The organism is Janthinobacterium sp. 64 (assembly GCF_002813325.1).
Classification (GTDB): Bacteria; Pseudomonadota; Gammaproteobacteria; order Burkholderiales; family Burkholderiaceae_D; genus Janthinobacterium.
Genome location: NZ_PHUG01000001.1, coordinates 3,352,872 through 3,379,443 on the forward strand (window position 1 = coordinate 3,352,872; position 26,572 = coordinate 3,379,443).

At 61.5% G+C, this 26,572-nt stretch carries 23 protein-coding genes; 1 reads left to right on the top strand and 22 read right to left on the bottom strand.

Annotated features, from left to right (window positions below; all coding sequences use genetic code 11):
• Positions 1–32: 32 nt before the first annotated feature.
• The 7 genes from CLU91_RS14775 to queA form a co-directional block, all read right to left on the bottom strand.
• The gene (locus CLU91_RS14775; RefSeq protein ID WP_198521338.1) at positions 33–734 is read right to left on the bottom strand and encodes a helix-turn-helix transcriptional regulator; all 702 of its coding nucleotides are present in this window, start codon (positions 732–734) and stop codon (positions 33–35) included.
• Entirely contained in the window at positions 731–1,480 is a 750-nt protein-coding gene (locus tag CLU91_RS14780) for a hypothetical protein (RefSeq protein WP_157814701.1), read from the bottom strand. The genes CLU91_RS14775 and CLU91_RS14780 overlap by 4 nt, the downstream gene beginning before the upstream one ends.
• A gap of 72 nt (positions 1,481–1,552) precedes the next feature.
• Complete coding sequence (gene secF / locus CLU91_RS14785; RefSeq protein ID WP_100874772.1) at positions 1,553–2,575, bottom strand: protein translocase subunit SecF; 1,023 nt, start codon at positions 2,573–2,575, stop codon at positions 1,553–1,555.
• 90 nt (positions 2,576–2,665) lie between these two features.
• Positions 2,666–4,531 (bottom strand): protein translocase subunit SecD, encoded by a 1,866-nt coding sequence (gene secD / locus CLU91_RS14790; protein ID WP_100874773.1) that lies wholly within the window; start codon positions 4,529–4,531, stop codon positions 2,666–2,668.
• Between the two features lie 95 nt (positions 4,532–4,626).
• On the bottom strand, positions 4,627–4,959 hold the full coding sequence (gene yajC / locus CLU91_RS14795) for a preprotein translocase subunit YajC (protein WP_034745505.1): 333 nt from the start codon (positions 4,957–4,959) through the stop codon (positions 4,627–4,629).
• 196 nt (positions 4,960–5,155) lie between these two features.
• On the bottom strand, positions 5,156–6,295 hold the full coding sequence (gene tgt, locus CLU91_RS14800) for a tRNA guanosine(34) transglycosylase Tgt (RefSeq protein WP_071075171.1): 1,140 nt from the start codon (positions 6,293–6,295) through the stop codon (positions 5,156–5,158).
• A gap of 2 nt (positions 6,296–6,297) precedes the next feature.
• Complete coding sequence (queA, locus tag CLU91_RS14805; RefSeq protein WP_100874774.1) at positions 6,298–7,353, bottom strand: tRNA preQ1(34) S-adenosylmethionine ribosyltransferase-isomerase QueA; 1,056 nt, start codon at positions 7,351–7,353, stop codon at positions 6,298–6,300.
• A gap of 178 nt (positions 7,354–7,531) precedes the next feature.
• Here queA and recG point away from each other — a divergent pair, with 178 nt between their 5' ends.
• On the top strand, positions 7,532–9,634 hold the full coding sequence (recG, locus tag CLU91_RS14810) for an ATP-dependent DNA helicase RecG (RefSeq protein WP_100874775.1): 2,103 nt from the start codon (positions 7,532–7,534) through the stop codon (positions 9,632–9,634).
• 126 nt (positions 9,635–9,760) lie between these two features.
• On the opposite strand, the gene CLU91_RS14815 is transcribed toward recG, so the two are convergent.
• The 15 genes from CLU91_RS14815 to CLU91_RS14880 all read right to left on the bottom strand — a co-directional run bounded on the left by CLU91_RS14815 (position 9,761) and on the right by CLU91_RS14880 (position 26,483).
• Positions 9,761–10,252 carry an REP-associated tyrosine transposase gene (locus CLU91_RS14815; RefSeq protein WP_100874776.1) on the bottom strand — a complete coding sequence of 164 codons (492 nt, stop codon included), beginning with the start codon at positions 10,250–10,252 and terminating at the stop codon, positions 9,761–9,763.
• Positions 10,253–10,465: 213 nt separating this feature from the next.
• Positions 10,466–10,591, bottom strand: a complete 126-nt coding sequence (locus CLU91_RS28710) for a hypothetical protein (RefSeq protein ID WP_255206293.1) — start codon at positions 10,589–10,591, stop codon at positions 10,466–10,468.
• Positions 10,591–11,805, bottom strand: coding sequence for an MFS transporter (locus CLU91_RS14820; RefSeq protein WP_100874777.1), 1,215 nt, complete (start codon positions 11,803–11,805; stop codon positions 10,591–10,593). Before CLU91_RS14820 ends, CLU91_RS28710 begins: the two co-directional genes overlap by 1 nt.
• Before the next feature lie 11 nt (positions 11,806–11,816).
• Positions 11,817–12,806: a Gfo/Idh/MocA family protein gene (locus tag CLU91_RS14825; protein ID WP_100874778.1), complete on the bottom strand. Its 990-nt coding sequence runs from the start codon at positions 12,804–12,806 to the stop codon at positions 11,817–11,819.
• 1 nt (position 12,807) lies between these two features.
• A complete protein-coding gene (locus CLU91_RS14830) occupies positions 12,808–13,626 on the bottom strand; it encodes a DUF3025 domain-containing protein (protein ID WP_100874779.1) in 819 nt (272 codons plus the stop codon).
• A 6-nt stretch (positions 13,627–13,632) separates the two neighbouring features.
• Entirely contained in the window at positions 13,633–14,697 is a 1,065-nt protein-coding gene (gene pyrC, locus CLU91_RS14835; protein ID WP_100874780.1) for a dihydroorotase, read from the bottom strand.
• A gap of 119 nt (positions 14,698–14,816) precedes the next feature.
• On the bottom strand, positions 14,817–16,952 hold the full coding sequence (locus tag CLU91_RS14840) for a dynamin family protein (protein ID WP_100874781.1): 2,136 nt from the start codon (positions 16,950–16,952) through the stop codon (positions 14,817–14,819).
• A 48-nt stretch (positions 16,953–17,000) separates the two neighbouring features.
• Entirely contained in the window at positions 17,001–17,816 is an 816-nt protein-coding gene (locus tag CLU91_RS14845) for a hypothetical protein (RefSeq protein ID WP_100874782.1), read from the bottom strand.
• Positions 17,817–17,840: 24 nt separating this feature from the next.
• Complete coding sequence (locus CLU91_RS14850) at positions 17,841–19,337, bottom strand: dynamin family protein (RefSeq protein WP_100874783.1); 1,497 nt, start codon at positions 19,335–19,337, stop codon at positions 17,841–17,843.
• Complete coding sequence (locus CLU91_RS14855; RefSeq protein WP_157814702.1) at positions 19,334–21,004, bottom strand: dynamin family protein; 1,671 nt, start codon at positions 21,002–21,004, stop codon at positions 19,334–19,336. Before CLU91_RS14855 ends, CLU91_RS14850 begins: the two co-directional genes overlap by 4 nt.
• A 186-nt stretch (positions 21,005–21,190) precedes the next feature.
• A complete protein-coding gene (locus CLU91_RS14860) occupies positions 21,191–21,916 on the bottom strand; it encodes an amino acid ABC transporter ATP-binding protein (protein ID WP_100874785.1) in 726 nt (241 codons plus the stop codon).
• Between the two features lie 19 nt (positions 21,917–21,935).
• Positions 21,936–22,628: an amino acid ABC transporter permease gene (locus CLU91_RS14865; protein ID WP_100874786.1), complete on the bottom strand. Its 693-nt coding sequence runs from the start codon at positions 22,626–22,628 to the stop codon at positions 21,936–21,938.
• A gap of 1 nt (position 22,629) precedes the next feature.
• A complete protein-coding gene (locus CLU91_RS14870) occupies positions 22,630–23,379 on the bottom strand; it encodes an amino acid ABC transporter permease (RefSeq protein WP_100876752.1) in 750 nt (249 codons plus the stop codon).
• Positions 23,380–23,477: 98 nt separating this feature from the next.
• Positions 23,478–24,434, bottom strand: coding sequence for an amino acid ABC transporter substrate-binding protein (locus CLU91_RS14875; RefSeq protein ID WP_100874787.1), 957 nt, complete (start codon positions 24,432–24,434; stop codon positions 23,478–23,480).
• Between the two features lie 195 nt (positions 24,435–24,629).
• Positions 24,630–26,483 carry an ABCB family ABC transporter ATP-binding protein/permease gene (locus CLU91_RS14880; protein WP_100876753.1) on the bottom strand — a complete coding sequence of 618 codons (1,854 nt, stop codon included), beginning with the start codon at positions 26,481–26,483 and terminating at the stop codon, positions 24,630–24,632.
• Positions 26,484–26,572 lie beyond the last annotated feature (89 nt).

Genomic DNA, 26,572 nt, shown 5'->3' on the forward strand with positions numbered 1-26,572 from the left:
CAGTCACTGACAGTTTTTGTCAGGAGCGCATCTCACGATTCCGGGTCAATATCATGGGCCTTGCGCCAGGCATCGAGCAGCACATGGCGCCGCGTGGGATAGCGCTCCGCATGCTGCCGCACGTCGGCGATGCGGTCGATGCGGAAATGCCGGTAATCGCCGCGCAGCTCGCACCAGGCGGCCAGCAGGCGCTTGCCTTCAAAAAAGGCCAGGGCAAACGGCCACACCGTGCGCGAGGTGGCGCTGCCATGCTCATCCTGATAGGCGAGCGTAAGCTTCTGTTCATAGCGGATCGCCTCGCGCACGGGCTGCACGTAGCGGTCGGCAGGCTGCGTGCCATCGGCGGGACGGCCCAGCGGCACCCACAAGCTGGTCTCGGCCATGCTGTCGCGCAGGTCGCGCGGCGAGGCGGCCGCGATCTTCGCCAGGGCATTGCTGGCCGCCTGCGCCAGGCCCGCATCGCCCTGCCGGCGCACCCAGCGCGCGCCCAGCACCAGCGCCTCCAGTTCATCGGGTCCGAACATCAGCGGCGGCAAAAAGGCGCCGCGGCGCAGCACATAGCCGATGCCGGCCTCGCCCTGCAGGGGTGCGCCCAGTTCGGCCAGGGTCTGGATATCGCGGTAAATCGTGCGCTCCGATACCCCCAGCTGCTGCGCCAGCTGGGCCGCCGTGACGGGCACGCGCCTGGCGCGCATGGCGTCCATCAGCAGGAACAAACGGCCGCTGCGGCTCATGGACAAGCCTGCAAAGCCTGGTCGCCCATCACCAGGGCCGACAGGGCCGGCACGTACAGATAGCCGTCGGGCGCCAGGCGCGCCGCGCGCGTCCCCTCGTCCACGCCGGCGATGCCGTAGCAGCGCTGCAGGCGGGCGGCAGCCGGCCACCAGTAGACGACCGCCTCCTGGTCGGGGAAGCGCTGGCGCACGCCATCGGCTTGCGCAGCCACCTGCCGGAAATCGCGGTAGAAGGCGGGGGCGATGCCCAGCTCCGCGGCAAAGGCCGCTTCCAGCGCCGCCAACTGCGCCAGTCGCACGGCCAGCGCCGCTGTTTCACGCTCCAGCTCATCGGCCGGCACGCCCGCCTCGATCAGGCTGCGGCGCATGTGCTGCGGGCCTGCCTGCGCGCGCAGGAAGGCCGACTCCTGCAACGCCAGCACGGCGGTGTCTGGAATGCTTGTATGGTGCGTGGCCGGGAAAACGTACAGGGCGCAGCTGCCGGCACACACGGTGTCGATGGCGAGGCTCCATTGCCGCTGGCGCAAGTAGCGCCCCAGCAGCATGGCCGCCTGCGGGTCGCCGCCATCGCTATTGATGCGCAGCACGGTTGTCCCTGGCGTGGCCAGCTGCCGCAGCGTCTCCACGTCGCCCTCGGCGATGGCGCCGCGCAGGGCGATGGTATCGCTGCCTACGCGGCGCAATTCCGCGGCGCTGGCCAGCGCGCCGAGGCCCGCCATGAGGCCCATCACTATCAAACGCTTCATCGTCATCCGTTACAAAAAAAACGACCACCGCGCGGGTGATCGTTCTTGAATTCGTCATGCAACCAACTGCGCTTACACCACGGCGCCGTCGGTTTCGTCTTTTTCCTTGACCGGCTTGATCAAGTCTTCGCGCTTGACGCCCAGCCACATGGCGATCGAGGCCGCGACGAACACGGACGAGTAAATGCCGAAGCAAATACCGATGGTCAGCGCGAGTGCGAAATGGTGCAGGGTCTGGCCGCCGAAGACCAGCATCGACAGCACCATCATCTGGGTCGAACCGTGGGTGATGATGGTACGCGAAATGGTGCTGGTGATCGCGCTGTCGATCACTTCATGCACGGTCGCCTTGCGCTGCTTGCGGAAGTTTTCGCGGATACGGTCAAAGATCACCACCGATTCGTTGACGGAATAGCCGAGCACCGCCAGGATGGCCGCCAGTACCGTCAGCGAGAATTCCCATTCGAAGAAGGCGAAGAAGCCCAGGATGATCACCACGTCATGCAAGTTGGCGATAATGGCCGAAACGGCGTATTTCCACTCGAAGCGCACGGCCAGATATGCCATCACGCCCAAAATCACCACCACCAGCGCGTTCAGACCGTTCTGCGTCAATTCGTCGCCCACTTGCGGACCGACGAATTCAACCTTTTGCAGCACCAGCGCTTCATTACCGGCGGCGTCCAGGCAGGCGCTCTTGAGCACATGCTCGCCCTTGTCGGTGACGGTATCGATGCCCTTGGTCGTGCCTTGCTCGACCTTGCACAGGGTTTCGAACACGCGCTGCGAGGTATTCGCGGCAGTCACGCCCTTTTCCACCGGCAGGCGGATCATCACGTCGCGCGCCGTATCGAAGCTGGTCACGCCAGGCTCTTCGTAGCCCATCTTGATCAGGGTGCCGCGTATGCCTTCCAGGTTGGCCGCTTTCGGGTACTTTACCTCCAGCACGGTGCCGCCCTTGAATTCCACGGACAGGTGCAAGCCCTTGTGGAACAGGAAGAAGACGGCGGCAAGGAAGGTCACGGCCGAAATCACGTTGAAAATCAACGCATGGCGCATGAAGGGAATATCTTTTTTGATCCGGAAAAATTCCATGAAATCCTCTGAGTTCTATTCTGTGCGTCCGGCGCTTGTGCCGCCGGACGCGATCGCTGTTGTCGCTATTGGGTGAGTCGGGGCCGCCGCTTATTTGCTCGTGCCCGGCACCCACACCGTGCCGATCGACAAGGTCGTCAGCTTTTTCTTGCGGCCATACCAGAGGTTGACCACGCCGCGCGACACGAACACGGAGGAGAACATCGACGTCAGGATGCCCAGGCAATGCACGACGGCAAAGCCGCGCACGGGACCGCTGCCGAAGGCCAGCAATGCCAGGCCGACGATCAGGGTGGTCACGTTCGAGTCGAGAATCGTGGCCCATGCACGGTCGAAGCCGGCGGCGATCGCCGCTTGCGGCGTACTGCCGGCACGCAACTCTTCACGGATACGTTCATTGATCAGCACGTTGGCGTCAATCGCCATGCCCAGCGCCAGCGCGATCGCGGCGATACCTGGCAAGGTCAGCGTCACCTGGATCATGGACAGCAAGCCGACCAGCAGCAGCAGGTTGGTGGCCAGGGCCAGCACGCTGAAGGCGCCGAACAGCATGTAGTAGGCGATCATGAAGATGGCGATGGCGATGAAGCCATACATGGTCGAATGGAAGCCCTTGGCGATGTTTTCGGCGCCCAGTTGCGGTCCGATCGTGCGTTCCTCGATGACGGTCATCGGTGCGGACAAGGCGCCCGAGCGCAGCAGCAGCGCCAGTTCATTCGCGTTTTCCGCGCCGCCCATGCCCGTGATCTGGAAGCGCGAACCGAGTTCCTGCTGGATGGTCGCCACCGACAGCACTTCCGGCTTGCCCTTTTCAAACAGCACGATAGCCATGCGCTTGCCTACGCGATCGCGCGTCGCTTCGCGCATCTTGCGGCCGCCGTCGCCGTTCAGGTCGATCGACACGGCCGCTTGCTGGTTCTGGTCGAAGCTGGCCGTGGCGCTGGAGATATAGTCGCCCGTCAGGATCACGTCTTTCGACAGCACGACAGGGACGCCCTTGCCAACGGTAAACAATTCCGAGTTGAACGGGATGGCGCTCGACAGTTCGGTGTTGGGCACGATGCTTTCATCGACCAGGCGCACTTCCAGCGTCGCCGTGCGGCCGATGATGGCTTTCGCGCGGGCCACGTCCTGCACGCCAGGCAGTTGCACCACGATGCGGTCAGGACCCTGCTGCTGAATCAGCGGCTCGGCCACGCCCAGCTCGTTGACGCGCTTGGACAGGGTGGAGATATTCTGTTTCACGCCTTCGTCGATGGTCGCTTTCAGGGCGGCCGGTTTCAGGGTGATGTTCAGTTTCAGATCGCTGCCTTCGCCCGCATCGGCGAACGCCAGCTCCGTCATCTGGTCGGACAGGACATTTTTAGCTTTCACGCGCGTTTCCGCGTCACGGAAGTTGATTTGCACGCTGTCGCCCACGCGCTCGATGCCGGCGTGGCGGATATTCTTGTCGCGCAACACGCTACGCGCGGCGGACTGGACGCCCTGGACTTTCTTGTTCAGTACGGCTTTCGCATCGACCTGCATCAGGAAGTGCACGCCGCCGCGCAAGTCCAGGCCCAGGAACATGGGCAAGGCATGCAGCTTTTGCATCCACATCGGGGTGTTCGCTTGCAGGTTGACCGTCACGATGTACGCGGGGTCGCTGGCATCGGAATTGAGGTCCTTTTCCAGTACCAGTTTTGCCTTGAACTGGGTATCGGGATCGGCGAAACGCACGCGCACGGAGGCGAGGTTGCCAGCGCCATCCATGGTGACACCTTCCGACTTGACGTTTTCTTTCGTCAATATTTCCGCGACTTGCGTCATCAGTTCGCCCGTCACTTTGACGGTCGACTTGCCGCTGGTTACTTGCAGCGCCGGTGATTCACCGAAATAATTGGGTGCCGTATAGAGTGCGCCCAGCAATAAGGCGACGACGATGATGATGTATTTCCAGGCAGGATAGCGATTCATATTGATTCAGCGTTCAGTGTTGAGCGTCGGAGGCGTCGCGAGGGGCGGCGGATAGCCGCCCCGGTCATCATTGCCTAGGCAATGACAGCGAGGAATTACAGCGCCTTCAGGGTGCCTTTAGGCAGCAAGGTAGTGATGGAGCTCTTTTGCACCGTGATTTCGGTGCCGGTCGCCACTTCGATGGTGACGTAAGCGTCCACTACCTTGACAACACGGCCCAGCATGCCGCCAGCGGTGACGACTTCGTCACCCTTGGCCAGCGCGTCCATCATCGCCCGTTGTTCTTTGGCGCGTTTTTGCTGTGGGCGGATCATCAGGAAATACATGACCACGAACATCAATACCAGCGGCAAGAAGCTGGTCAGGTTGCCGCCGAGGCCCAGGGCGTCGGTTGGGGCTTGCGCATAAGCGTTGGAAATGAAAAACACGGTGACTCCAGTTCTAATCAGTTTGAAAAAATAGCGCTGTATTCTAGCATTGGCAATCCGCCAAGCCTCCAATTGCAGGCATGGCAGCTTCAAATGGGGCTAAAAAGGCATTATGCAATGCTTTATCGCCCCCGTCCAAGCACCAATACACAAAACTTCCAGCCCTGCTGCCGCCAGGGCGCAGGCTAAGCTTTTCTTAAGTTCCGCGTGCGCGTTCTGCGTGGAATTGCAGCGTAAACGCGTGGAAACGGTCTTCATCGAGCGCCTCGCGCATCTGGCGCATCAAGTCCAGGTAGTAATGCAGGTTGTGGATGGTATTGAGGCGCGCGCCGAGGATTTCCTTGGACCGGTGCAGATGGTGCAGATAGGCGCGCGAGAAATTGCGGCAGGCGTAGCAGCTGCAGGTCTCGTCGAGTGGCGCCTGGTCTTCCTTGTACTTGGCGTTCTTGATCTTGATGTCGCCAAAACGGGTGAACAGCCAGCCATTGCGGGCGTTACGCGTCGGCATGACGCAATCGAACATGTCGATGCCGTTCGAGACACCGGCCACCAGGTCTTCCGGCGTGCCCACGCCCATCAGGTAATGCGGCTTGTTGGCCGGCAGGCGCGGGCCCACGTGGGCCAGCATGCGCATCATGTCTTCCTTCGGCTCGCCGACGGACAGGCCGCCGATGGCGATGCCGGGGAAATCGATCTCTTCGAGCTTGGCCAAGGACTCGTCGCGCAGCATTTCGAACATGCCGCCCTGCACGATGCCGAACAGCGCGTTCGGGTTCTCGCCGCGGTGGAACTCGTCCTTCGAGCGCTGCGCCCAGCGCAAGGACATGCGCATGGACTTGGCCGCTTCCTCGATGGTGGCTGGACGGCCTTCAATCTCGTACGGCGTGCATTCGTCGAACTGCATGACGATATCGGAATTCAAGACGCGCTGCACCTGCATCGACACTTCCGGCGAGAGGAACAGTTTATCGCCGTTGATGGGCGAATTGAAATGCACGCCCTCTTCCGTAATCTTGCGCATGGCACCCAGCGAAAACACCTGGAAGCCGCCCGAATCCGTCAAAATCGGCTTATTCCAGCCCATGAAACCGTGCAAACCGCCGAATTTCTCCATGACGGTGTTGCCTGGACGCAACCACAAATGAAACGTGTTGCCCAGGATGATCTGCGCATCGATCTCGTTCAGTTCCAGCGGCGACATCGCCTTGACGGTGCCATAAGTGCCCACTGGCATGAAGATCGGCGTCTGCACTACGCCATGGTTGAGTTTCAAGGTGCCGCGGCGTGCCTTGGTCAGGCCGCTCGTGTCGGTCTTGAGTAGTGTAAATTCCAGCATGGTCAGTCTTTCACGGGAGTATCAAAGTTCAGCGCAGCGCGCGATTGCGTGGTCAGCAGCATCGCATCGCCATAGCTGAAGAAGCGGTAATTCTGCGCGATCGCATGCGCGTAGGCGCTGCGGATCGGCTCATAGCCGGCAAAGGCCGACACCAGCATCAGCAGGGTCGACTTCGGCAAATGGAAGTTGGTGATCAGCCGCGTCACCGTTTTAAACGCATAGCCGGGCGTGATGAACAGGGCCGTATCGGCGCTGCCCGCCACCAGCTGGCCGCTTTGCGAAGCCGATTCCAGCGCGCGCAAGCTGGTCGTGCCGACGGCGACCACGTCGCGCCCGGCCAACTGCGCGGCGCGCACGGCGTCGACGGTGTCCTGCGGCATGGTGTACCACTCGGTATGCATCTTGTGCTCGGCCAGCACTTCCGTGCGCACGGGCTGGAAGGTGCCGGCGCCCACGTGTAGGGTCACATAGGCAAAGTTGACGCCCTTGGCCTTCAACTGGTCGAGCAGGGCCTGGTCGAAATGCAGGCCCGCCGTCGGTGCGGCGACGGCGCCGGGCACCTTGTTGAACACGGTCTGGTAGCGCGTTTCGTCGAATTCGTCGGCATCGTGCTCGATGTAGGGCGGCAGCGGCAAGCGGCCATGCGCCTCGATCAGCTCGAACACGTCGGCCTCGAAGTGCAAGGTAAAGAACTCGCCGGCGCGCTGGCCCACCGTGACGTCGAAGGCGTCGGCCAGGCGGATGCGGCAGCCGGGCGGCGGCGACTTCGACGCGCGCACCTGGGCCAGCACGGTGCGCTCGTCGAGCACGCGCTCGACCAGCGCCTCGATCTTGCCGCCGCTTTCCTTGACGCCAAAGAAGCGCGCCTTGAGTACGCGCGTATCGTTCATCACCAGCAGGTCGCCCGCCTGCAACAGCCCGACGATGTCGGCAAAGCTGCGGTCGACCAGGGTATCGCCGTCCAGATGCAACAGGCGCGAGGCGCTGCGCTCGGCCAACGGAGTTTGCGCAATGTTTTCTTGCGGCAAATTAAAATCGAAATCGGAAAGCGAATACATGCGTTTTGCTTCAAAAGTACGTCAAAAATGATTAGGAGTGCGCAATGGAACATCTGGCACTATACTGTGCGCCTATACAGGCATTACAATAATCCGCCGCAACAATTTCCGACTGCGGTACGCACAGGGTGTGCCGGACAACCCTCTATTTTACGCTAGCGGCACCAAAACCTTGCATATGTCCGAACCCAAGCCCGATCTTCCTCCCGCAGCCAAGCCGGCCGCGAAGCCGAAAGCCGTCAAAAAAGTGGTCAGCACGGAAAGCCGGCTGGCCAAACTGGGCTTGCGCACGGATATGGACCTGGTGCTGCACTTGCCGATGCGCTACGAGGACGAGACCAAGGTCTACACCATACGCGACGCCTGCCTGCGCGGCGGCGAGTCGTGGCAGGTCGAGGGCGTCGTCACCAAATGCGAAGTCAATTTCAAGCCGCGCAAGCAGCTGCTGGTGACGATCGCCGACGAAACGGGCAATTTGCTGCTGCGTTTCATGAATTTCTATGGCAGCCAGGTCAAGCAACTGGCCGAAGGCACGCGCGTGCGTGCGCGCGCCGAACTCAAACACGGTTTTTTTGGCGCCGAGATGGTGCACCCGACGTATAAGGTGGTCAACGAAGGCGCGCCGCTGCCCACGGCGCTGACGCCCGTGTACCCGTCCGGCGAAGGCTTGTCGCAGCACGTGCTGCGGCGCGAGATCGCCGACGCCATGCGCCGCATCGACTGGCAAGACACCTTGCCCGACGAGCTGCTGCAGCAAATGCAGCTGTCGCCGTTCCGCGCCGCCGTGCACCTGCTGCACTATCCGCCGCAGGACATCGATGAAAGCGCGCTGATGGACCGCTCGCACCCGGCCTGGGTGCGCATGAAGTTCGATGAGCTGCTGGCGCAGCAACTGTCGCTCAAACGCGCCCAGCGCGCGCGCCGCTCAAAAGGCGCGGCGTCCCTGCCCATCGTCGGGACTTTATCGAATGCCTTCGGCGCCGCCCTGCCCTTCAAGCTGACGGGCGCGCAGGCGCGCGTGCTCGAAGAAATCCGCGCCGACCTGCACCAGCCGTATCCGATGCAGCGTCTGCTGCAGGGCGACGTCGGCAGCGGCAAGACGGTCGTCGCCGCCCTGTCCGCCACGCAGGCGATCGACAGCGGCTACCAGGCCGCGCTGATGGCGCCCACGGAGATCCTGGCCGAGCAGCACTTCCGCAAGATCGCCGCCTGGATGGAGCCGCTGGGCGTGAAGGTGGCGTGGCTGACGGGCAGCCTGAAGAAAAAAGAAAAGACGGCGGCGCTGGCCCTGATCGAATCGGGCGAAGCGCAACTGGTGATCGGCACGCATGCGCTGATCCAGGATAACGTGCTGTTCGCCAAACTGGGCCTGGTCATCGTCGACGAGCAGCACCGCTTCGGCGTGGGCCAGCGCCTGACCCTGCGCAACAAGGGCGACAGCGCGGCCGTGCCGCACCAGCTGATGATGTCAGCCACGCCGATCCCGCGCACCCTGGCCATGACCTATTACGCCGACCTGGAAGTGTCGGTGATCGACGAACTGCCACCGGGCCGCAGCCCCATCGTCACGCGCGCCATCGACCAGAACCGGCGCGACGAAGTCATCGCCCGCGTGTATGCGGCCGCGCTGGAAGGCCGGCAGGTGTACTGGGTCTGCCCGCTGATCGAGGAATCGGAAGCGCTGCAGCTGCAAACGGCCACCGACACCTACATGATGCTGGCCGAAGCCCTGCCCGCGCTGCAGGTGGGCCTCGTGCACGGCCGTTTGAAGCCGGCGGAAAAGCAGGCAGTGATGGATGCCTTCATCGCCGGCCAGATCCACGTGCTGGTGGCCACCACCGTCATCGAGGTGGGCGTCGACGTGCCGAACGCCTCGCTGATGGTGATCGAACACGCCGAGCGTTTTGGTTTGTCACAGCTGCACCAGCTGCGCGGCCGCGTGGGCCGCGGCACGGCGGCCAGCGTCTGCCTGCTGCTGTATCAGGGCCCGCTGGGCGGCGTGGCGCGCCAGCGTTTGATGACCATGCGCGAGACGACGGACGGTTTTGAAATCGCCCGCCGCGACCTGGAAATCCGCGGCCCCGGGGAATTCCTCGGCGCGCGCCAGTCCGGCCAGGCCATGCTGCGCTTCGCCGACCTGGAGACGGATCAATGGTTAGTAGATCAGGCACGCGACGTGGCGCACGATCTGCTGCATGCCACCACCGCGGCCGCGGCGGCCACCGTGGAAGCGCATCTGGCGCGCTGGCTGGGGGGAAAAGAGGAGTTTTTGAAGGTGTAGATCGGGTATTGCCTGCTTGCGGATGTTGTCGGATTACGGCCTCACGGCCTAATCCGACCTACGCAAAAAATACGCCGTGGTAGGTCGGATTAGCGTAGCGTAATCCGACAACATTGTTGACCCCGCCTACTCCCGCCCGACACCCGCCACATCCACACCATCCCCGCCCCAATCCGCAGCACACCATCCCTGCCTTGCATACCGGTGAAAACTGGAATACGGCCAATCGATGACTTTGTTCACAAGGTCATGCTTGACGGGGTTGTAGTGGATGTAATCGACGTGGTTTGCGAAGTCGCGCTCATCGCGCAAGACATGCTCCCAATACCGCTGCTGCCAGACATTTTCAAGATCGCAGCGCTTGCTGAACCACGCCTTGATCAAGCGCCAGCGCGTCATGAAATCGGCATCACTATCCGGCAAGGTCCAGATGCAGTGCAGATGGTCAGGCAGGATGACGATGGCATCGATAGCGAATGGCCGTTGATGCCGCACGGCGCGGAAAGCGTCGCGCAGCAAATCCACGGCAATGGCGGTGGCAAACACGGGCCGGCGATGAGCCGCCACCACCGTGAAGAAAAAGCTGCCGCCTGGCTGGGATGCGCGTCGGTATCGCATGGTTTCAAAGTATTGTCGGATTACGGCCTTCGGCCTAAGCGCCCTCGGTATTGTTTATTTTCGGGTGTTGTCGGATTACGGCCTTCGGCCTAATCCGACCTACGCGATGTACGCGATATACGCGGCAATAGGTCGGGTAGGTCGGATTAGCGTAGCGTAATCCGACTTCCAGCGTAATCCGACTTCACGCAAACCACCTTGCGCCCACGCAGCCTACATGCACATCCAGAAGCGGTTCGCCAGGTCGAGCATGAAGTCGGGCCGCAGATAGGCGAGGAAGACGAGGGCCAGCAGGGCGGCGCCGGCCAGGCGCCACAGCCATGTGCGCCAGCTGGCCATTATGCCGCCACCGCCACGCGCTTGACGGCGCGCTCGTCGATGGGCAAGTTGATCAGCGCGGCCAGCAAGCCCAGGCCGATGGTGATCATCCACACGATGTGGTAACTACCCTGGTGCTCGTACAGATAGCCGCCCAGCCAGGCACCGAGGAAACTGCCCACCTGGTGCGAGAAGAACACCATCCCGGCCAGCATCGACAAGTGCTTGACGCCGAAGATGCCGGCGATGATGCCGTTCGTCAGCGGCACGGTCGACAGCCACAGCACGCCCATGCCGGCGGCGAACAGGTACACGGACCACGCCGACAAGGGCGCCAGCAGGAACGCGGTGATGACCACGGCGCGCATCACGTAGATGGCCGACAGCAGGTAGCGCTTGGCGATCTTGCCACCGAGTTTGCCCGCATAGTAGGAGCCGACGATGTTGAACAGGCCGATCAGCGCCAGCGCCGTGACGGCGACGTTCGGGTTCATCAGGCCCTGATCCTTCAGGTAGGCCGGCAAGTGTACGCCGATGAAGACGAGCTGGAAACCGCAGACAAAATAGCCGGCCAGCAGCAGCCAGAACGAGCGGCTGGCGATGGCTTCGCTGAAGGCGGCACCCACGCTTTGCTGCGGGCCGCTGGCGTGCGAGACGGGCGGTTCGCGCAGGTAAAAGGCCATCGGGATCATCGCCAGCAGCACCAGTGCGGCCAGCACATAAAAGGCGTTTTGCCAGCCCACGGCGGAAATCAGCTGCTGCTCCACCGGCATCATCAGGAACTGGCCGAACGAGCCGGCCGCCGACGAAATGCCGAAAGCCCACGAGCGCTGCTCGGGCGGCGCGCTGCGGCCGATGATGCCGCTGATGGCGCCAAAGGCCGTGCAGGCCAGCGCCAGGCCGATGAAGATGCCGGAACCGACAATGAACAGGGTGGGCTGCGTCACGAGTGCCATCCACACCAGCCCCGCCATGTAACTGATGGCGCCGACGATGACGACGCGCATGGTGCCGAAACGGTCGGCCGCCATGCCGGCGAACGGGCCGAAGACGCCCCACATCAGGTTTTGCATGGCCAGCGCCAGCGAATACGTTTCACGCGTCCAGCCATGCGCTTGCGAGATCGGCTGCATCCAGAAGCCCAGGCCGTGGCGAACACCCATCGCCAGGGTCAGGACGACGCCGCTGGCGATGAGGACGGTTTTCAGGCTGGGGCGGGATGAGGACAATGTCATGGGGTTCCTGTTCACGCCTGGTCGGCTTGGTAGACGAGGCCGATCTGGCCGCGCATGGTATCAAGGTTGTGCATCAGCGCCACGCTGTCGGCGTGCGGCATGAGGGGACTTTCCAGCAGGCCGGCGCGGATGCAGCGCATCGCTTCGATGGCTTCATGCGCGTAGCCGTTGCCCAGATGCGGCATGGCGACGACGCGGCGCGCTCCATCCATCGTTTCGACGATCAGATGGTCCGGCTTGTAAAAACGGCTGGGCAGGCGAATGCGCCCCAGGCTGCCGGATATGGTCATTTCCGTCGGCGTCTGCGCGCGCAGGCTGCAGGCGCAGGACGAGGTGCCGCCGCCAGCGTGCAGCAGCGAGAACACCACCTGTTCGTCGACGCCGGTGGCGCCCATTTCGGCCAGCGCCTGCACCTGCGACACGGGGCCGAGGAAAAACGCCGCCATCGACAGCGGGTAGATGCCCACGTCAAGCAGCGCGCCGCCCCCCAGTTCCGGGTTGAACATGCGGTGCTCGGGCGGGAAATTGGCGACGAAACCGATATCGGCCTGCACTTGCCGCAGCACGCCGATCTCGCCGCTGGCGATGATACGCTGCGCTTCCTGCACGGCAGGCAGGAAACGGCTCCACATGGCTTCCATCAAAAACAGTTTTTTCTCGCGCGCCAGGCCGACCACGGCCTGCGCTTCGCGCGCATTCATGGTGAACGGTTTTTCGCACACGACGTGCTTGCCGGCGGCCAGGCACAGCAAGGCGTTTTCCGCATGCAGGGTGTGCGGCGTGGCGATGTAGATCACGTCCACGTCAGGATCCATGGCCAGCGCCTGGTAGGAGCCGTGGCAACGTTCGATGCCGAATTCGGCGCCGAAAGCCTGCGCGCCAGTCTCGCTGCGCGAAGCGACCGCCACCAGTTGCGCACCGGGCGCGTCGCGCAAGCCATTGGCCATCGCGCGGGCGATCTTGCCGGTGCCGAGGATGCCCCAGCGGACGGTGTTTTCCATGCTATTGATCTCTTTCTGCGCCTGCTGCCTTGCGCTTCGGGCGGAACACCGCCGCGTCATTGTAAAAATCGTCGTCCTGGTTCTCGCACCAGCCGGGTAGACCGAGCACGGGCAGCGGCGTGAAGTCCGCCGTGGTGAGGCCTTGCTGCGCCAGGTCTTGCGCCACGCGCTCGTCGAGCCAGGTGCGGCGTGCCGCATCATCGAGTGCGAAGTAGGCGTCGCCGGCGAAGATCACGCGCGTGTGCGCCGTGATGGCCTTGCGCGGCGCCACCAGTTTTTCCATCAGCGCGTGGCCGAACAGCCAGACTTCGGCGTCGCCGCCCGTGCCAAATTTCTCGCGCTGCGCAATGAATGCGCTGCGCCAGTCGTGCCCGCGCAGCGCCGCTTCCAGCGCGCGTCCGGCATCGCCGTCGCGCAGCACCAGCAAGGCGGAATTTTCATCGAAAATCGTCGCGCCGTCGCGCGCGGGACCGCGCGATTTGCCGACGCCGGACAAGGCGATCTGCGCCGCCTGCAAGGCGTTCAGCTGCCGCTTGATGCGGGGGAAGGTCAGCCACACGAGCGCGTTGAAAAAATCGTGCAGATTGTCGCGCGTGGGCACGCCGCCCGTCGCGCCGATGAACTCTTCGTAGGCCACGCCTTCGGGCAAGTCCGCTTGCGGCACGAAGGCCAGCGGCAGGCCGGTGGGGTTGCGCAAGTCCAGCGCGCGCGCCCGGCCGTTCAGCGCGACGATCACCGTGTCTCGCTGCAGGTCCAGCTGCCGTCGCGCCGGCAGCACCGTGGCAAACCAGGGGCGGGTCCAGTCTATCGATGGCAGCATGAACGCTTAGACCATTTTCCAGTTGATCTGTTCGCCCGCGTTGAGCGGAATCACATGGCTGTCGCCCAGCGGCAGCGACGCTGGCAAGGTCCAGCTTTCGCGTTTCAGGGTGATGGTGTCCGTGTTGCGCGGCACGCCGTAGAAGGCCGGGCCGTGGAAGCTGGCAAACGCTTCGAGTTTATCGAGCGCGCCGGCCCGTTCGAACGCTTCCGCATACATTTCCATCGCGTGCAGAGCCGTGTAGCAACCGGCGCAGCCGCAGGCCATTTCCTTGGCGCCCTGCGCGTGCGGCGCCGAGTCCGTCCCGAGGAAGAAGCGCTCGTCGCCGCTGGCGGCGGCCGTCATCAGGGCCAGGCGGTGCTCTTCGCGCTTCAGGATGGGCAGGCAATAGTAATGGGGGCGGATGCCGCCCTTGAAAATCTCGTTGCGGTTGTACAGCAGATGATGCGCCGTGATGGTGGCGGCGATCGGGCCTTCCGCTTCGGCCACGTACTGCGCCGCATCCTTGGTGGTGATGTGCTCGAATACAACGGAGAGGGCCGGGAAGGCGCTGCGCAGCGGGCGCATCACGCGCTCGATGAAGACGGCTTCGCGGTCGAAGATGTCGATTTCCGGGTCCGTCACTTCGCCGTGCACGAGGAAGGGCATGCCCACTTCCTGCATCACTTCGAGCACCTTGTAGCAATTCTTCAAGTCCGTCACGCCCAGGTCCGAATTCGTCGTCGCGCCGGCCGGATACAGCTTCACAGCCTGCACGATGCCGCTATCTTGCGCGCGGCGGATTTCGTCGGGCGAGGTGTTGTTCGTCAGGTACAGCACCATCAGCGGATCGAAGTTCACACCTTGCGGCACGGCGGCCAGGATGCGCTCGCGGTAGGCGCTGGCGTCCGCCGTGGTGGTGACGGGCGGCTTCAGGTTCGGCATGACGATGGCGCGGCCGAATTGGCGCGCGCTGTGCGGCAGCACGCTAGCCATGACGGCGCCGTCGCGCAGGTGCAGATGCCAGTCGTCAGGACGGGTGATGGTGATGGAAGATGGAACGGCGACTGGGGTGTGATCGGGTGTGGACATGGCGGCTGCTCTCAGGCGGTCATTGCGGATAACGCCATTTTACCAGTCGCGGGGCAGCCTTTGCAGGCCAGTCACCCGCCTGGGCGATAAGCAGTTTCAGGTGCCTGATCGCTTGATTGTCAGGCTTGAGTCTCAAGGGTGGCAAGCACGCCGGCCGCGAGCACGACAATCCTGGCGCCAATCGCGAGGTCATTTTCCTTGTCTGCAAACGCCTGCTGCAAGGACGACAACTCCTGCCGCAGATCCGCCACCATTTGCTGCTCCAGCGAGGCACGAACGCCATCGAGTTGCTGACACAACTGCGCTACGCCAAGCTCAAAAGCACTACCAATATCCTGGAAGACATCCTGCAAGGCTTGGGTCAGCGACGCCCTCAAGCGCGCCATGTGCTCGGGGTCACGTATTTCACCCTTGAAACGGCTACCGATACCGGCACCGATACCGCTGACCTCCAGTTGCAGCTCGGGTAACACCAGGCGCTCCATCGATGCTTGCAAGGTCCGGCGAAAGTGACCTGGATCGAATGCGGCATCATCGGTATCGAGGGCGCGCAACAATGCGCTGCGCAAGGCCGCCAGCAGTTCCCCGCGGTTGACGACGCGGGCGAAAGCGTGCTCGATATCGGCGGCGCTGGTGCGGCCATACGTCAACACTTGTTCCACAGCATCGGCCGCAGCCATATATGTATAGCTGCTGGTATAGCTGCGATAAACGGTCTCGGTATTGCCCCAGGAAAAGGGGTTATACCAGCGCGAGGTACTCACTTCATGCGATGAGGTATGGGTTTCCGTTCCCGATTTTTCTTTCAGGTTGGAAAACTCGGCCATGGCGCCTTTCAATTGCGCCAGCATGGTGTCTCTGGTGCGCCGTGCGGCCTGTGTATGCTTGTCAATTTCCTGTGTCAGGCAGGTGACGATATCGGCGATACGGTGCTCACAGGCCTGGCGCTGGCGCTCCAGGGTGGCAAGATCGCCTGTTTGCAGTTGCTGGGCCCGCCGTTGCACCGCATCCGTCAATTCACGCAAACACAGGCCGAGTTCACGCCGTGCGCGCGGCAAGACGTCCTGGCGCTGCTGCTCCAGCAGGTCGTGCTTGTCGAGCCGTGCCTGCTCATACACGGCCTTGAGCGCATCAAAGTTGGCCAGCCGGGCCCAGTCTTCGTTGCTGATGACTGCGCCATTCCAGCATTGCCTTGCCATCGCCTGCATCTGGCCATGCACATGATGCATGTTCTTGTTCCAGCGATGCTCGGGCCAACTGGCAAAACCATGCGCAAAGGTACTGGCAAAGACGGGCGCACGCAGGCCATGGAGCATGGCCGCCAGTTCGCCACGGCCTTGCGCCTGGCGTTCATTGGCAAGCTTGTCCATTGCCTGCGCCGCACGCCGCGACAGCCGCGACTTGATATTATCTTCGGTGGCGGCGAGCGAGCTGCGGTCATAACCATCATCGAGCAGCACGGAATCGTACTGCCCGGCGACCAGTACGATGCGCTTGACGCCTTTGCCTGGCAATTGCAGATGCAGCAGATCGGTATCGGACTGATCCAGGAACTGGCTGCAGCGGGACAGGAAAAACACCACGTCGCACTGCGCCATGTATTCCTTGGTCTTTTGCGTGCGGCTGATCACCGGATCATTCATGCCCGGCGTGTCGACAAGATCAAGCCCGCGCAGTTCCTCCATGGGCAGTTCAAGGCTGGTGGCCTTGACCAGGGCCGTATAGCGGCCGTTCTCGCCTGCGTAGTCATTGAGCGGCAGCTGTTCCGCATGCGTGGCGACCAGCCGCTCGCTGCCCTTGGCCAGGGTGGCGGCGATATCGACACCACTGTCGCGGGCCATGCTGACCAGTTCACGCGCGACCCTGGCGCCATCGTCTTGCGCCACGCCTGCCGCCATGTCAACGATACCTGCCCATTCCTGCGGGCTGTAGTACTCCACCGTCAGCACCGGCGCCGGGCCATGCGCGATGCGCGTCAGATTGGCCGTCTTCGGCGTGGCAGCCTCGGGCAGCACGGGGCGACCATCAAACAGCAAGGCATTCAGAAAGCTGCTTTTCCCCGCCTTGACCTGGCCGATGATGCCGATGCTTAAATGCTGCCGTGCCTCGTCGAAGCGTGTCATTTGCGTCAGGAAATCCTGGCGCTGTACGCCAAGCGCACTGATTTCGTGCTGAAAATGCGTGCTGCGCCAGGCTTCCAGCGCTGCGCACAGGCCGTTGAGCTGGCGCTCGAAATCCATCAATTGATGATTCATTCAATTCTTCCTGCGATGATAGGTATGGGAGAATACTGATGCGGCACCTTACGGTGCGACTGCGGGTATCCCCACGGCCTCGCGCCACACCGCATAGGCTGGCGGAAAAGGCAGGATCAGCGCGCCAGCCTTTCCGATCTCCAGAATCTCGGACTTTTTCAGCAGGATGCGGTGCAAGCAGCCAGCCTGCCTGCTACGCGTTTCTCCCACATAGGCATTTTTATCTTGAAGATTTTCAGCAGACGTGAGGATCAAATGTCGTTCACTCAGCATATCGCCAGGTTCAGCAAGTTGCTGCTCAACAACAAACGCGAAATCACTCCAGCCTCTGTTAGTTCCAGATGAAGTATTAACAACAGAAACCAAGCAGCTCCCAGGCAACGCCGTATCAAACGGCAGACCCAATATTTTCGATGCCCAGAAAGTCAGTACGAGCAATTCATCCTCGGGCAGCTGCAACAATTCGGCCAGCTCTGACAGCAAAGTCAGCTGCTGTTGCGACAGCGGGCCGTCCAGCCGGCACAGGACCAGGACGTCGAGCATGAAGCTGGACGCCAGTTGGTGCTGCTGGACCGCCTGCAAGAATTCGCGCAGGCTATCCCGGTTCAGATCGGCGGCCATCTGCCAGACGGTATTTCGCCGCTCAGCCAGCCCCAGCGAGGTCAGCAACATGTCGAACAAGCGGCCTTCCGTCTCGCTGATGGGTTGATCGGCCAACAGTGTCGCGGCCACGGCGCTGGCATGGCACAGGCGCGTATATTCATCGCAGGCAATTGCAAAATGCGGCGGCAAGGGAAACATTTCCACTTTGAGGGCATCGGTATCGCGCAGCAATCGCGGCAAGTCAAAATGATGGGAATTCATGATTTTTCCTGAGGGTGTAGCGTATTAAAAAGACAGGATGCGCACGCTGGCCGGGCGGCTTCCCTGGTGCAGCAAGCGCGCGGCATTGCTGGCTTCAGCAGCCGCCGAGTAAGGCTGCAGCAGTGGCAGGTAGCGCTGCGATGTACGCCGCAACAGCGACGGCCGCCGTGTCGCGTCAGCCGGACGGCTGAGCAAGGCAAGATGGCGGCGATGCACTTGCGATGCATGGCCCGGTGCATGCAATGCACGCAACAGCGACAGCAAGTCGAGCGGGGGAAGGCAGCCTTGTCCCGCACCGGCACCGGCCGGCACCGCCATGCCGCTGGCCTGCACCAGCGTATGCAAGTGAGCAAAGAAGCGCTGCTGGAACGCCTGCAGGTCCGCCGTCTGCCTGAGCGCCCATTCCAGCGCGAGCTGCATCTCGGCAAGCAGCTCGCCGGCATCGTGCTGCGCTTCCACCTCGGTGGACAAAGCCAGTATCCGCTTCATCAGGCCCAGCTGGCGGCGGCGCTGCTGTGCTTCATGCGCAAGGTAACGCTCATAACGAAAAAACTGGCTTTTGAAGCGCTCGGCAGGACCTATTGCCGGCAGCTCATCATTCCAGCGCTGCAATTGTTCGCGCACGGCTGACAAGGGATAAGCCTGACTGTCTCGCGTGGACACAGGCACCACGGCGAGCACCGCAATGCCGCGTGCCGATACGGCCTCGCCAATACCCTTCACGACCGCCGCCACGGACTGCGGGTCGCGCTTGTCGGCACGGCTGACGACAATCAGGCATGCCATCTCACGGGGCAGCGACGCCAGGAACACCAGGTCTTGTTCCGAGATGCCGCCAGCTTCGACCGACACGACCCAGATCACGGTCTGCGCCGCACTCAGTTGTGCGTGGGCGATCCTGGCATCGGTACGCGCCTTGAGGACGTTGCCATCGGGTTTGGAATAGCCAGGCACGTCGATCAGGGCCAGCGCAGGCCATGGAAATTCCGGTAGCGCATACAGGGCGCTTTGCAACATCGCCCCTGCATTGCTGCCGTACGCTTCCTGCTCACCATGCGTCAGGCTGAGAAACTCCGACTTGCTCAGTTCGACCTTCTGCAACAGGCGATTGAGCCCAAGAATCACGCTTTGCTGATGTCGCAACAGATAGGTCGGCAGCGCGGTGGTCGGGTCGACCTCGACGGCCAGCAATTGCTGGCCAAGCAGGGCGTTGATCAGGCTGGATTTGCCGGCGCTGAACGCACCACCGACGCCGACGGTCTTTTTCCCGGTCAGCATGGGAAAGCTGCACAATTGTTGTAACTGTCCCAACCCTTCTTCCAGTGCCGCGACGATCTGGCTGAAATCAGCCGGTGCACCATGCCGCGCCAGTTCCATCAAATCGTGCCGGACAAGCTGCTGCAGCGCATCGAACTCGTCATTGATGGCGGCCGCGCCTGCGGCGGCTGGCTCACCAGCGGTGACGCGGCATAACAGACGATATCGCGCTTCGATCTCGTCCGGAGACAACAGCACGCTCATGGCTGCTCGCAGGCGTCGATAATGGACTGGACCGCGTGGCGATCAATCTCATACTGCCGGCGCTTCTGCTGGAACGCCGTATCGCCTTGCGCCAGGTCGGCATCAAGCTTGGCCAGCGCTGCCTGGCGCTGGGCCAGTTGCTGTTCTGCTGCTGCAACAATACCGGCTTTGGCCTGCTGCACATGTGCCTGCAACGTCGTTTGCAAGGCGGTGCGCGCGGCCTGCTGTATTTGCGGGAAGACTTGGTTGAGCAGATGCATGCGGATTTCCTCATGACGCTGCGCTTGAGCAACTTCAGCCTTGCCGCGATTGGCAAAGATCCGCTGCAAGATGTCTATCAAACCCAGCAACAAGGGCTTGAGCACTTTTGCAACCGGAAACCGGCTGGCAAGCAAATCGATGGCTTGATCCGCCACCATGTGTATCATCGCGCGATCAATGCCCGCATCGCTGTCTTTCGCCACCGAAGCACCGCCAGGAATACGCAGGTCTATATCCAGTACGGCCGGCGTAAAATCGCCGACTCGGTCAAAATAGCGGCGCATGACAACATCAAATTCGGCCTGGATGCCACTGGTCATGCCCAGGCGGATGGCCTGGTCAATCTGCACGCTCACGTCACGACCAGCCAATGCGGCAACCGTCCATGCCTCAAGCTGCTCGTGCAAACGATTACGCACATGCAGGAGGATGGCTTCCAGGACGGCAGGCAAGCTGGCGTCGAGCTGTGCGGTTTCTTGCCCCAGCCGCGTTTCAAACAGTTTTATTTCCTCTGCAACACGCATCTTTTCGAGAACGATTTTTTCCCGGTCCAGATCTTCTCGATTGAGCAATACATCCAGATACTGGACCAATGGGCGCAGGCGGGCAACGAAGGGCCTGGTGACCGAATGCAGGAACAATGGCTCGGCCAACGCCTCGAGTTCCTGCAGCGCATCATCGAGCTCGCGCACCATATGCGTGCGCGCAGAAACTGTCACTACCCGCAAAGGTGCCCGTCCAGAAATGCCCTCAATCTCCCGGGCCACCTGGCGCGCCACCTCCTGCACATCGTCAGGCGATTTTTTATCGGCCTTGCTGATGACCGCGATCACCGGCATGTCGTGCAGCTGCAACTCCGCCAGGGCAGCACGGATACTTGCATGCAGACCACCTTCCTCCGCGCTGACCACGATGCAATAAGCCAGGCTGCGCTCGACGTAATCGTCGATGGCGCGTCCGTGCTGGCCATTGCCCGAGTCCCAGCCTGGCATGTCGACCAGTTTCAAATGGGGCAGCCGAGCCAAGGTATCGCATTCCACATGCAAGTCCAGCCAGGCGCCTGCCGGTGCCTGGCCAGCTTGCAGCTCCAATACCTGGCTGCGCGCCAATGGCCTGACTGTGTTATCAGGAAAACATAAGGTAAAGCTTTCCGGCTTGCCGTATGCGAGTTCCGCAGGAATTGATGTCTGCGGATCGACATTCGTCGACAGCAAGCTTTCCCCCATCAAGGCATTCAACAAGCTCGATTTTCCGCTACTGAACGCCCCCACGAAAGGTACACGCACCAGGAAATGGCGCGTTTGCTGTTCCACGCCGGCCAACCACTCTTGCGGCTGCTGATAAGTCTGGAGCAATTGCCTGATGGTAGGCAGTACCTCAAGAAGATGGATTTGCGGTGAAAACATGTAATGATCCCATTCAGATGAAATGAAAAAAGTAGCGCGGCATGGCGCGCACATTGAAATTTCTTCAATACAACTAATTTAACATGGGGATACGACAAGATGTGTCGCTGGAGACATATCTCCAGCGACGGACAGAAGAAACGCAGGTACGATCAGGGCCGCCGGTAGCGGACCTGGCTCAATCTGTTAGTGAATGATCTTGGCCAGGAAATCGCGCGCGCGGTCCGAGCGCGTGGTGTTGAAGAAGTCATCCTTGCTGCAATCTTCGATGATCTTACCCTGGTCCATGAAGACGATGCGGTTGGCCACGCGCCGGGCAAAGCCCATTTCATGGGTGACGACCATCATCGTCATGCCTTCCTGCGCCAGGCCCACCATCACGTCGAGCACTTCGTTGATCATTTCCGGATCGAGCGCCGAAGTGGGCTCGTCGAACAGCATGGCGATCGGGTCCATCGACAGCGCGCGGGCGATCGCCACGCGCTGCTGCTGGCCGCCCGACAGCTGGCCGGGGAATTTATCCTGCTGCGACAGCAGGCCCACGCGGTCCAGGTATTTCAAGCCCTTGGCATTGGCTTCGTCGGCGCTGCGGCCGAGCACCTTGATCTGGCCGATGGTCAGGTTTTCGCGGATCGACAGGTGCGGAAACAGCTCGAAATTCTGGAACACCATACCGATGCGCGCGCGCAGTTTCGACAGATTCGTTTTCGGATCGTTGACGCTGATGCCGTCGACGATGATCTGCCCCTGCTGTATCGGTTCGAGGCCGTTGACGGTCTTGATCAGGGTCGACTTGCCGGAGCCGGACGGGCCGCAAATGACCATCACGTCGCCCTTGGCGACCTTGGTGGTGCAGTCGGTCAGTACCTGGAACTGGCCATACCATTTGCTGACGTTATTGAGTTCGATCATCTTGTTCTTTCTTTTACGGTTAGCGAATGATGGCGACGCGTTTCTGCAGGCGTTTTACCAGGAACGACAAGGCATAGCACAGCACGAAATACACGACGGCGACAAACACATACATTTCCACCAGGCGGCCGTCGCGCTGCGCGATTTTCGAGGCGGCGCCGACGAAATCGGGGATCGACAGCACGTACACGAGCGACACGTCCTGGAACAGCACGATGGTCTGCGTCAGCAGCACGGGGATCATGTTGCGGAACGCTTGCGGCAGCACGATGCTGCCCATGGTCTGCCGGTAATTCATGCCCAGCGCCTGGCCGGCCCATACCTGGCCGCGGGGAATCGACTGTATGCCACTGCGCATGATCTCGCAATAGTAGGCCGCCTCGAACATGATGAAGGTGATCAGCGCGGAAGAAAACGCGCCCACTTTCACGGGTTCTTCCGCACCGATGATCCAGGCGGCAATATACGGCACCAGGAAGTAGAACCAGAAGATCACCAGCACCAGCGGGATCGAGCGTATCAGGTTGACGTAGCTCGACGCCACGCCCGAGATGAGGCGGTTGCTGGACAGGCGCATCAGCGCCAGCAGGGTGCCCAGCACGATGCCGCCCACCATGGCCAGCGCCGTCAGTTTCAGGGTGAACACCATGCCGGTCTGGAACAGGTAAACCCACGAGCGGGAGATGACATCGAAGTCGAAATTACCGAACATATCAATGTCCTCCTGTCTTGGCGCCGGCGACGATGAAGCCCGGAATGGCGACTTTTTTCTCGATCAGGTGCATCAGCACCACCACCAGCAGATTGACGACGACGTAGATGATGGTGGCGGCCGAAAACGCCTCGAATACCTGGAACGAGAATTCCTGGATGGCGCGCGCGCTGGCCGTCAGTTCGATCAGGCCGATGGTCAGCGCCACGGAACTGTTCTTGATGATGTTCAAAAATTCGCTGGTCAGCGGCGGCATGATGACGCGCGCGGCCATCGGCAGCAAAATGAAGCGGTAGGTTTGCGGCAGGGTCAGCCCCAGCGCCGTGCCGGCCAGTTTCTGCCCGCGCGGCAGCGCCTCGATACCGGTCGTGACCTGCACGGCCACGCGCGAGGAAGTAAAGAATCCCAGGCACAGCACGGCCGTGACGAACGGCGCATTCGGCAGCGACTTGACCCAGGCGCCCAGGTCGGGCGGCAGCAGTTCCGGCATGACGAAATACCAGAGGAACATCTGCACCAGCAGCGGTACGTTGCGGAACAATTCCACATACGCATTGGCCACGCCCACCAGCCATTTATTCGGCAGGGTACGGACGGTGCCGATCACCAGGCCCAGGATCAGGGCCATGATCCAGGCCGCACCGGCCGTGGCCAAGGTCCATATCAGGCCGGACCACAGGGTGTCCATATACGTGCCCACGCCATCGGGAGAAATCTCCCAGAAAATGCGCCAATTCCAGTTGTAATTCATGATCATCCTTCGCATGCAGCCCGAGGAGAGCGGCCAGCCGGCCACCCGCCCCGCAAATAAAACGGGAGGCTTGCGCCCCCCGATTTGTTACGCAATCTTTACTTTTTCCGCTTGTCCGACGTCTTCTGCGCTTCCGGTACGGCCGCATAGGCCGCCGGGTCACCGGAGTCGGTCGGGTTGGCAAACACGGCCTTCAATTGCGGCGGCATGGGGAATTTCAGGTTGATGTTTTTCGGCGGGATCGGCGAGGTAAACCATTTCGCGTAAATGCGGTTGATGTCGTCGCTCTTGTACAGGCGGATCAAGGCATCGTCGACCACTTTCTTGAAGGCCGGGTCGCCCTTGCGCAGCATGATGCCGTATGGCTCGACCGACAGCGCTTCCTTGGTGATTTCGTAGTCGTTCGGGTTTTTCGAGCTGGCCACTTGCGACGCCAGCAAAATGTCGTCGTTGGCTTCAGCCACCGCGCGGCCCGTTTCCAGCATCAGGAACGATTCAGGATGATCCTTGCCGACGGCGATATTCATGCCCAGGTTCTTTTCCTTGTTCAGGATCGTCATCTGCTTGATGGTCGACGTACCGGCCGTGGCGACCAGGGTCTTGCCGCGCAAGTCTTCCAGGGTCTTGATGTTCGAGGATTTTTTCGCCAGCACGCGGTTGCCGATGACGAACATGGTCGGGGCGAACGCCACCTGCTGCTGGCGCTCCAGGTTGTTCGTCGTCGAGCCGCATTCGAGGTCGATGGTGCCGTTGGCCATCAGCGGGATGCGGTTGGCCGAGGTGACGGGGCTCATCACCACTTTCAGTTCGGTCAGGCCCAGGTGCTTTTGCAGGGCCGTGACGACTTTCATGCACAGGTCGATCGAATAACCCTGGTATTGCTGCTTGTCATCGAGGTAGGAGAAGGGCACGGAGCCGTCGCGCACGCCGAGGGTGACGGAACCGGCTTTCTTGATCTTGGCCAAGGTGCCGGTCAATTCCTGAGCCTGGACTGGCGACATGCTGCTGATGACACCGACGCTGAGTAGCGTGGCGATGATTTTGGTCAATTTCATAAATTCTCCTGGGCGGACAAACCGGATGGACTCCGAACGAAACAACTGTGGTGCAGACGCCACCAATGGAATTAATTTTATTTCATTTTCAGCGCCGGACCAGCCGTTTTCTGCGATTGCCATCAAATAGGCGCTGTACGCGCGCCCGAATCAGCGCGGCTGTAGCATTTTTCCTACTGATTTCCCATTCCCGATTTATTTTGCCGGCGCCAGCCCCGCCAGGGCATCGTCCTCTTCCTCAGCATCGTCAGTATTGGCCTGCTGGCGTTGCCACATCTGCGCGTACAAACCGTCAAGCACCAGCAATTGCGGATGCGTGCCCCGCTCGACGATGCGGCCATGGTCGAGCACCAGGATTTGCTGGGCGTCGGCCACCGTCGACAGCCGGTGCGCAATCACCAGCGTGGTGCGGTTTTTCGCGATGTCCTTCAGCTGCGACTGGATCGCCTGCTCGGCCTTCGAATCGAGCGCCGACGTCGCTTCGTCGAAGATCAATATCGCCGGGTCTTTCAGCAGGGTGCGGGCAATGGCCACGCGCTGCTTTTCGCCCCCCGACAGCTTCAAGCCCCGCTCGCCCACCATGGAGTTGTAGCCATCTGGCAAGCTTTCGATAAAGTCATGGATCGATGCCGCTTTGGCCGCCGCCACGATGGCCTCCTTGCTGGCGCCTGGCTTGCCGTAGGCGATGTTGTATTCGATGGTGTCGTTGAACAGCACCGTGTCCTGCGGCACGATGCCGATGGCCGCGCGCAAGGAATCCTGCGTGATGCCGCGCAAGTCCTGGCCATCGATGGTGATGCCGCCGCCATCGACTTCATAAAAACGGAACAGCAAGCGCGACAGGGTCGACTTGCCCGAGCCGCTGTGGCCCACCACGGCCGTCGTGGTGCCGGCCGGAATCTGGAAATCCACGTCGAACAGGATTTGCCGCTTGGCTTCATAGCTGAAATCCACGTGCTCGAAACGCACGGCCGCGCCACGCGTGACGAGCGGCCTGGCCTCCGGCGTGTCGGCGATTTCGCGGTTTTCGTTCAGCAAGGAAAACAGGCGCTCCATGTCGGCCAGGCTTTGCTTGATTTCGCGGTAAATGACGCCCAGGAAATTGAGGGGGATATACAGCTGGATCATGAAGGCATTCACCAGCACCAGGTCGCCCAGGGTCATCGTGCCGGCGATCACGCCGACGGTGGCACGCCAGAGAATTAATGTCACGGCCGTGGCGATGATCAGGGACTGGCCTGTGTTCAGCAGCGACAGCGAGGTCTGCGATTTCACGGCCGCCGATTCATAGCGCTGCAAGCCTTCGTCGTAGCGCTTTGCCTCGTAATCCTCGTTGCCGAAATATTTCACGGTTTCATAGTTGATCAGCGAATCGATGGCCTTGGTATTGGCTTTGGAATCGAGGTCGTTCATGGTGCGGCGGAAATGCGTGCGCCAGTTCGTCACCAAGACGGTAAACGCGATGTACGACACCAGCGCCACCGCCGTGATCACGGTAAACCAGATGTCGTAATGCAAGACCAGATAGCCGAGCACCAGGGTGATTTCCACCAGCGTCGGCAAGATGTTGAACAGGGTATAGGAAATGAGCGAGCCGACACTGCGCGTGCCCCGTTCGATATCGCGCGTCATGCCGCCCGTCTGGCGGTTCAGGTGAAAACGCAGCGACAAGGCATGCAGGTGGCGGAACACTTGCAGGGCGATGGTGCGCACGGCCCGCTGCGTGACCCGGGCAAACAGGAATTCGCGCAGTTCTGTGAACAAGGTGGTCGACAGGCGCAGCAAGCCATACGCCACCAGCAAGCCGACGGGCAGCACCAGCAGCGCTTGCGGATGGGCCGCCGTGATCGTCATGGCGTCGACGAGTTTTTTCAGGATCAGGGGCACGCCAACGTTGGCCAGCTTGGCGCCCACCAGGCATAGCAGCGCCAGCAATACTCTCCATTTGTAGACCCAGAGATACGGCAACAAGGTCTTGATGGTGGCGAAATCGCTGTGGTTGGCGGAGGCTGGCGAGCGGGGCGGAGGGGGAGTCTGGGAACGGCGCATGGCGAATGTCGGCTTTTTATGGTTCAATCGGGGCAATTGTAGCCTTTCATGAGAATAAAAGATGAGCACCTCCCCCGACCGTCCCGATA

Coding starts and splice junctions, on each gene's coding strand:
- secD (WP_100874773.1), bottom strand. CDS start 4,531: ATGAATCGCTATCCTGCCTGGAAATACATCATCATCGTCGTCGCCTTA.
- secF (WP_100874772.1), bottom strand. CDS start 2,575: ATGGAATTTTTCCGGATCAAAAAAGATATTCCCTTCATGCGCCATGCG.
- queA (WP_100874774.1), bottom strand. CDS start 7,353: ATGTATTCGCTTTCCGATTTCGATTTTAATTTGCCGCAAGAAAACATT.
- CLU91_RS14775 (WP_198521338.1), bottom strand. CDS start 734: ATGAGCCGCAGCGGCCGTTTGTTCCTGCTGATGGACGCCATGCGCGCC.
- pyrC (WP_100874780.1), bottom strand. CDS start 14,697: ATGTCCACACCCGATCACACCCCAGTCGCCGTTCCATCTTCCATCACC.
- CLU91_RS14865 (WP_100874786.1), bottom strand. CDS start 22,628: ATGTTCGGTAATTTCGACTTCGATGTCATCTCCCGCTCGTGGGTTTAC.
- CLU91_RS14870 (WP_100876752.1), bottom strand. CDS start 23,379: ATGAATTACAACTGGAATTGGCGCATTTTCTGGGAGATTTCTCCCGAT.
- CLU91_RS14830 (WP_100874779.1), bottom strand. CDS start 13,626: ATGCTGCCATCGATAGACTGGACCCGCCCCTGGTTTGCCACGGTGCTG.
- CLU91_RS14860 (WP_100874785.1), bottom strand. CDS start 21,916: ATGATCGAACTCAATAACGTCAGCAAATGGTATGGCCAGTTCCAGGTA.
- CLU91_RS14880 (WP_100876753.1), bottom strand. CDS start 26,483: ATGCGCCGTTCCCAGACTCCCCCTCCGCCCCGCTCGCCAGCCTCCGCC.
- CLU91_RS14875 (WP_100874787.1), bottom strand. CDS start 24,434: ATGAAATTGACCAAAATCATCGCCACGCTACTCAGCGTCGGTGTCATC.
- CLU91_RS14820 (WP_100874777.1), bottom strand. CDS start 11,805: ATGACATTGTCCTCATCCCGCCCCAGCCTGAAAACCGTCCTCATCGCC.
- recG (WP_100874775.1), top strand. CDS start 7,532: ATGTCCGAACCCAAGCCCGATCTTCCTCCCGCAGCCAAGCCGGCCGCG.
- CLU91_RS14845 (WP_100874782.1), bottom strand. CDS start 17,816: ATGAATTCCCATCATTTTGACTTGCCGCGATTGCTGCGCGATACCGAT.
- tgt (WP_071075171.1), bottom strand. CDS start 6,295: ATGCTGGAATTTACACTACTCAAGACCGACACGAGCGGCCTGACCAAG.
- CLU91_RS14815 (WP_100874776.1), bottom strand. CDS start 10,252: ATGCGATACCGACGCGCATCCCAGCCAGGCGGCAGCTTTTTCTTCACG.
- CLU91_RS28710 (WP_255206293.1), bottom strand. CDS start 10,591: ATGGCCAGCTGGCGCACATGGCTGTGGCGCCTGGCCGGCGCCGCCCTG.
- CLU91_RS14840 (WP_100874781.1), bottom strand. CDS start 16,952: ATGAATCATCAATTGATGGATTTCGAGCGCCAGCTCAACGGCCTGTGC.
- CLU91_RS14850 (WP_100874783.1), bottom strand. CDS start 19,337: ATGAGCGTGCTGTTGTCTCCGGACGAGATCGAAGCGCGATATCGTCTG.
- CLU91_RS14855 (WP_157814702.1), bottom strand. CDS start 21,004: ATGTTTTCACCGCAAATCCATCTTCTTGAGGTACTGCCTACCATCAGG.
- CLU91_RS14825 (WP_100874778.1), bottom strand. CDS start 12,806: ATGGAAAACACCGTCCGCTGGGGCATCCTCGGCACCGGCAAGATCGCC.
- CLU91_RS14780 (WP_157814701.1), bottom strand. CDS start 1,480: ATGAAGCGTTTGATAGTGATGGGCCTCATGGCGGGCCTCGGCGCGCTG.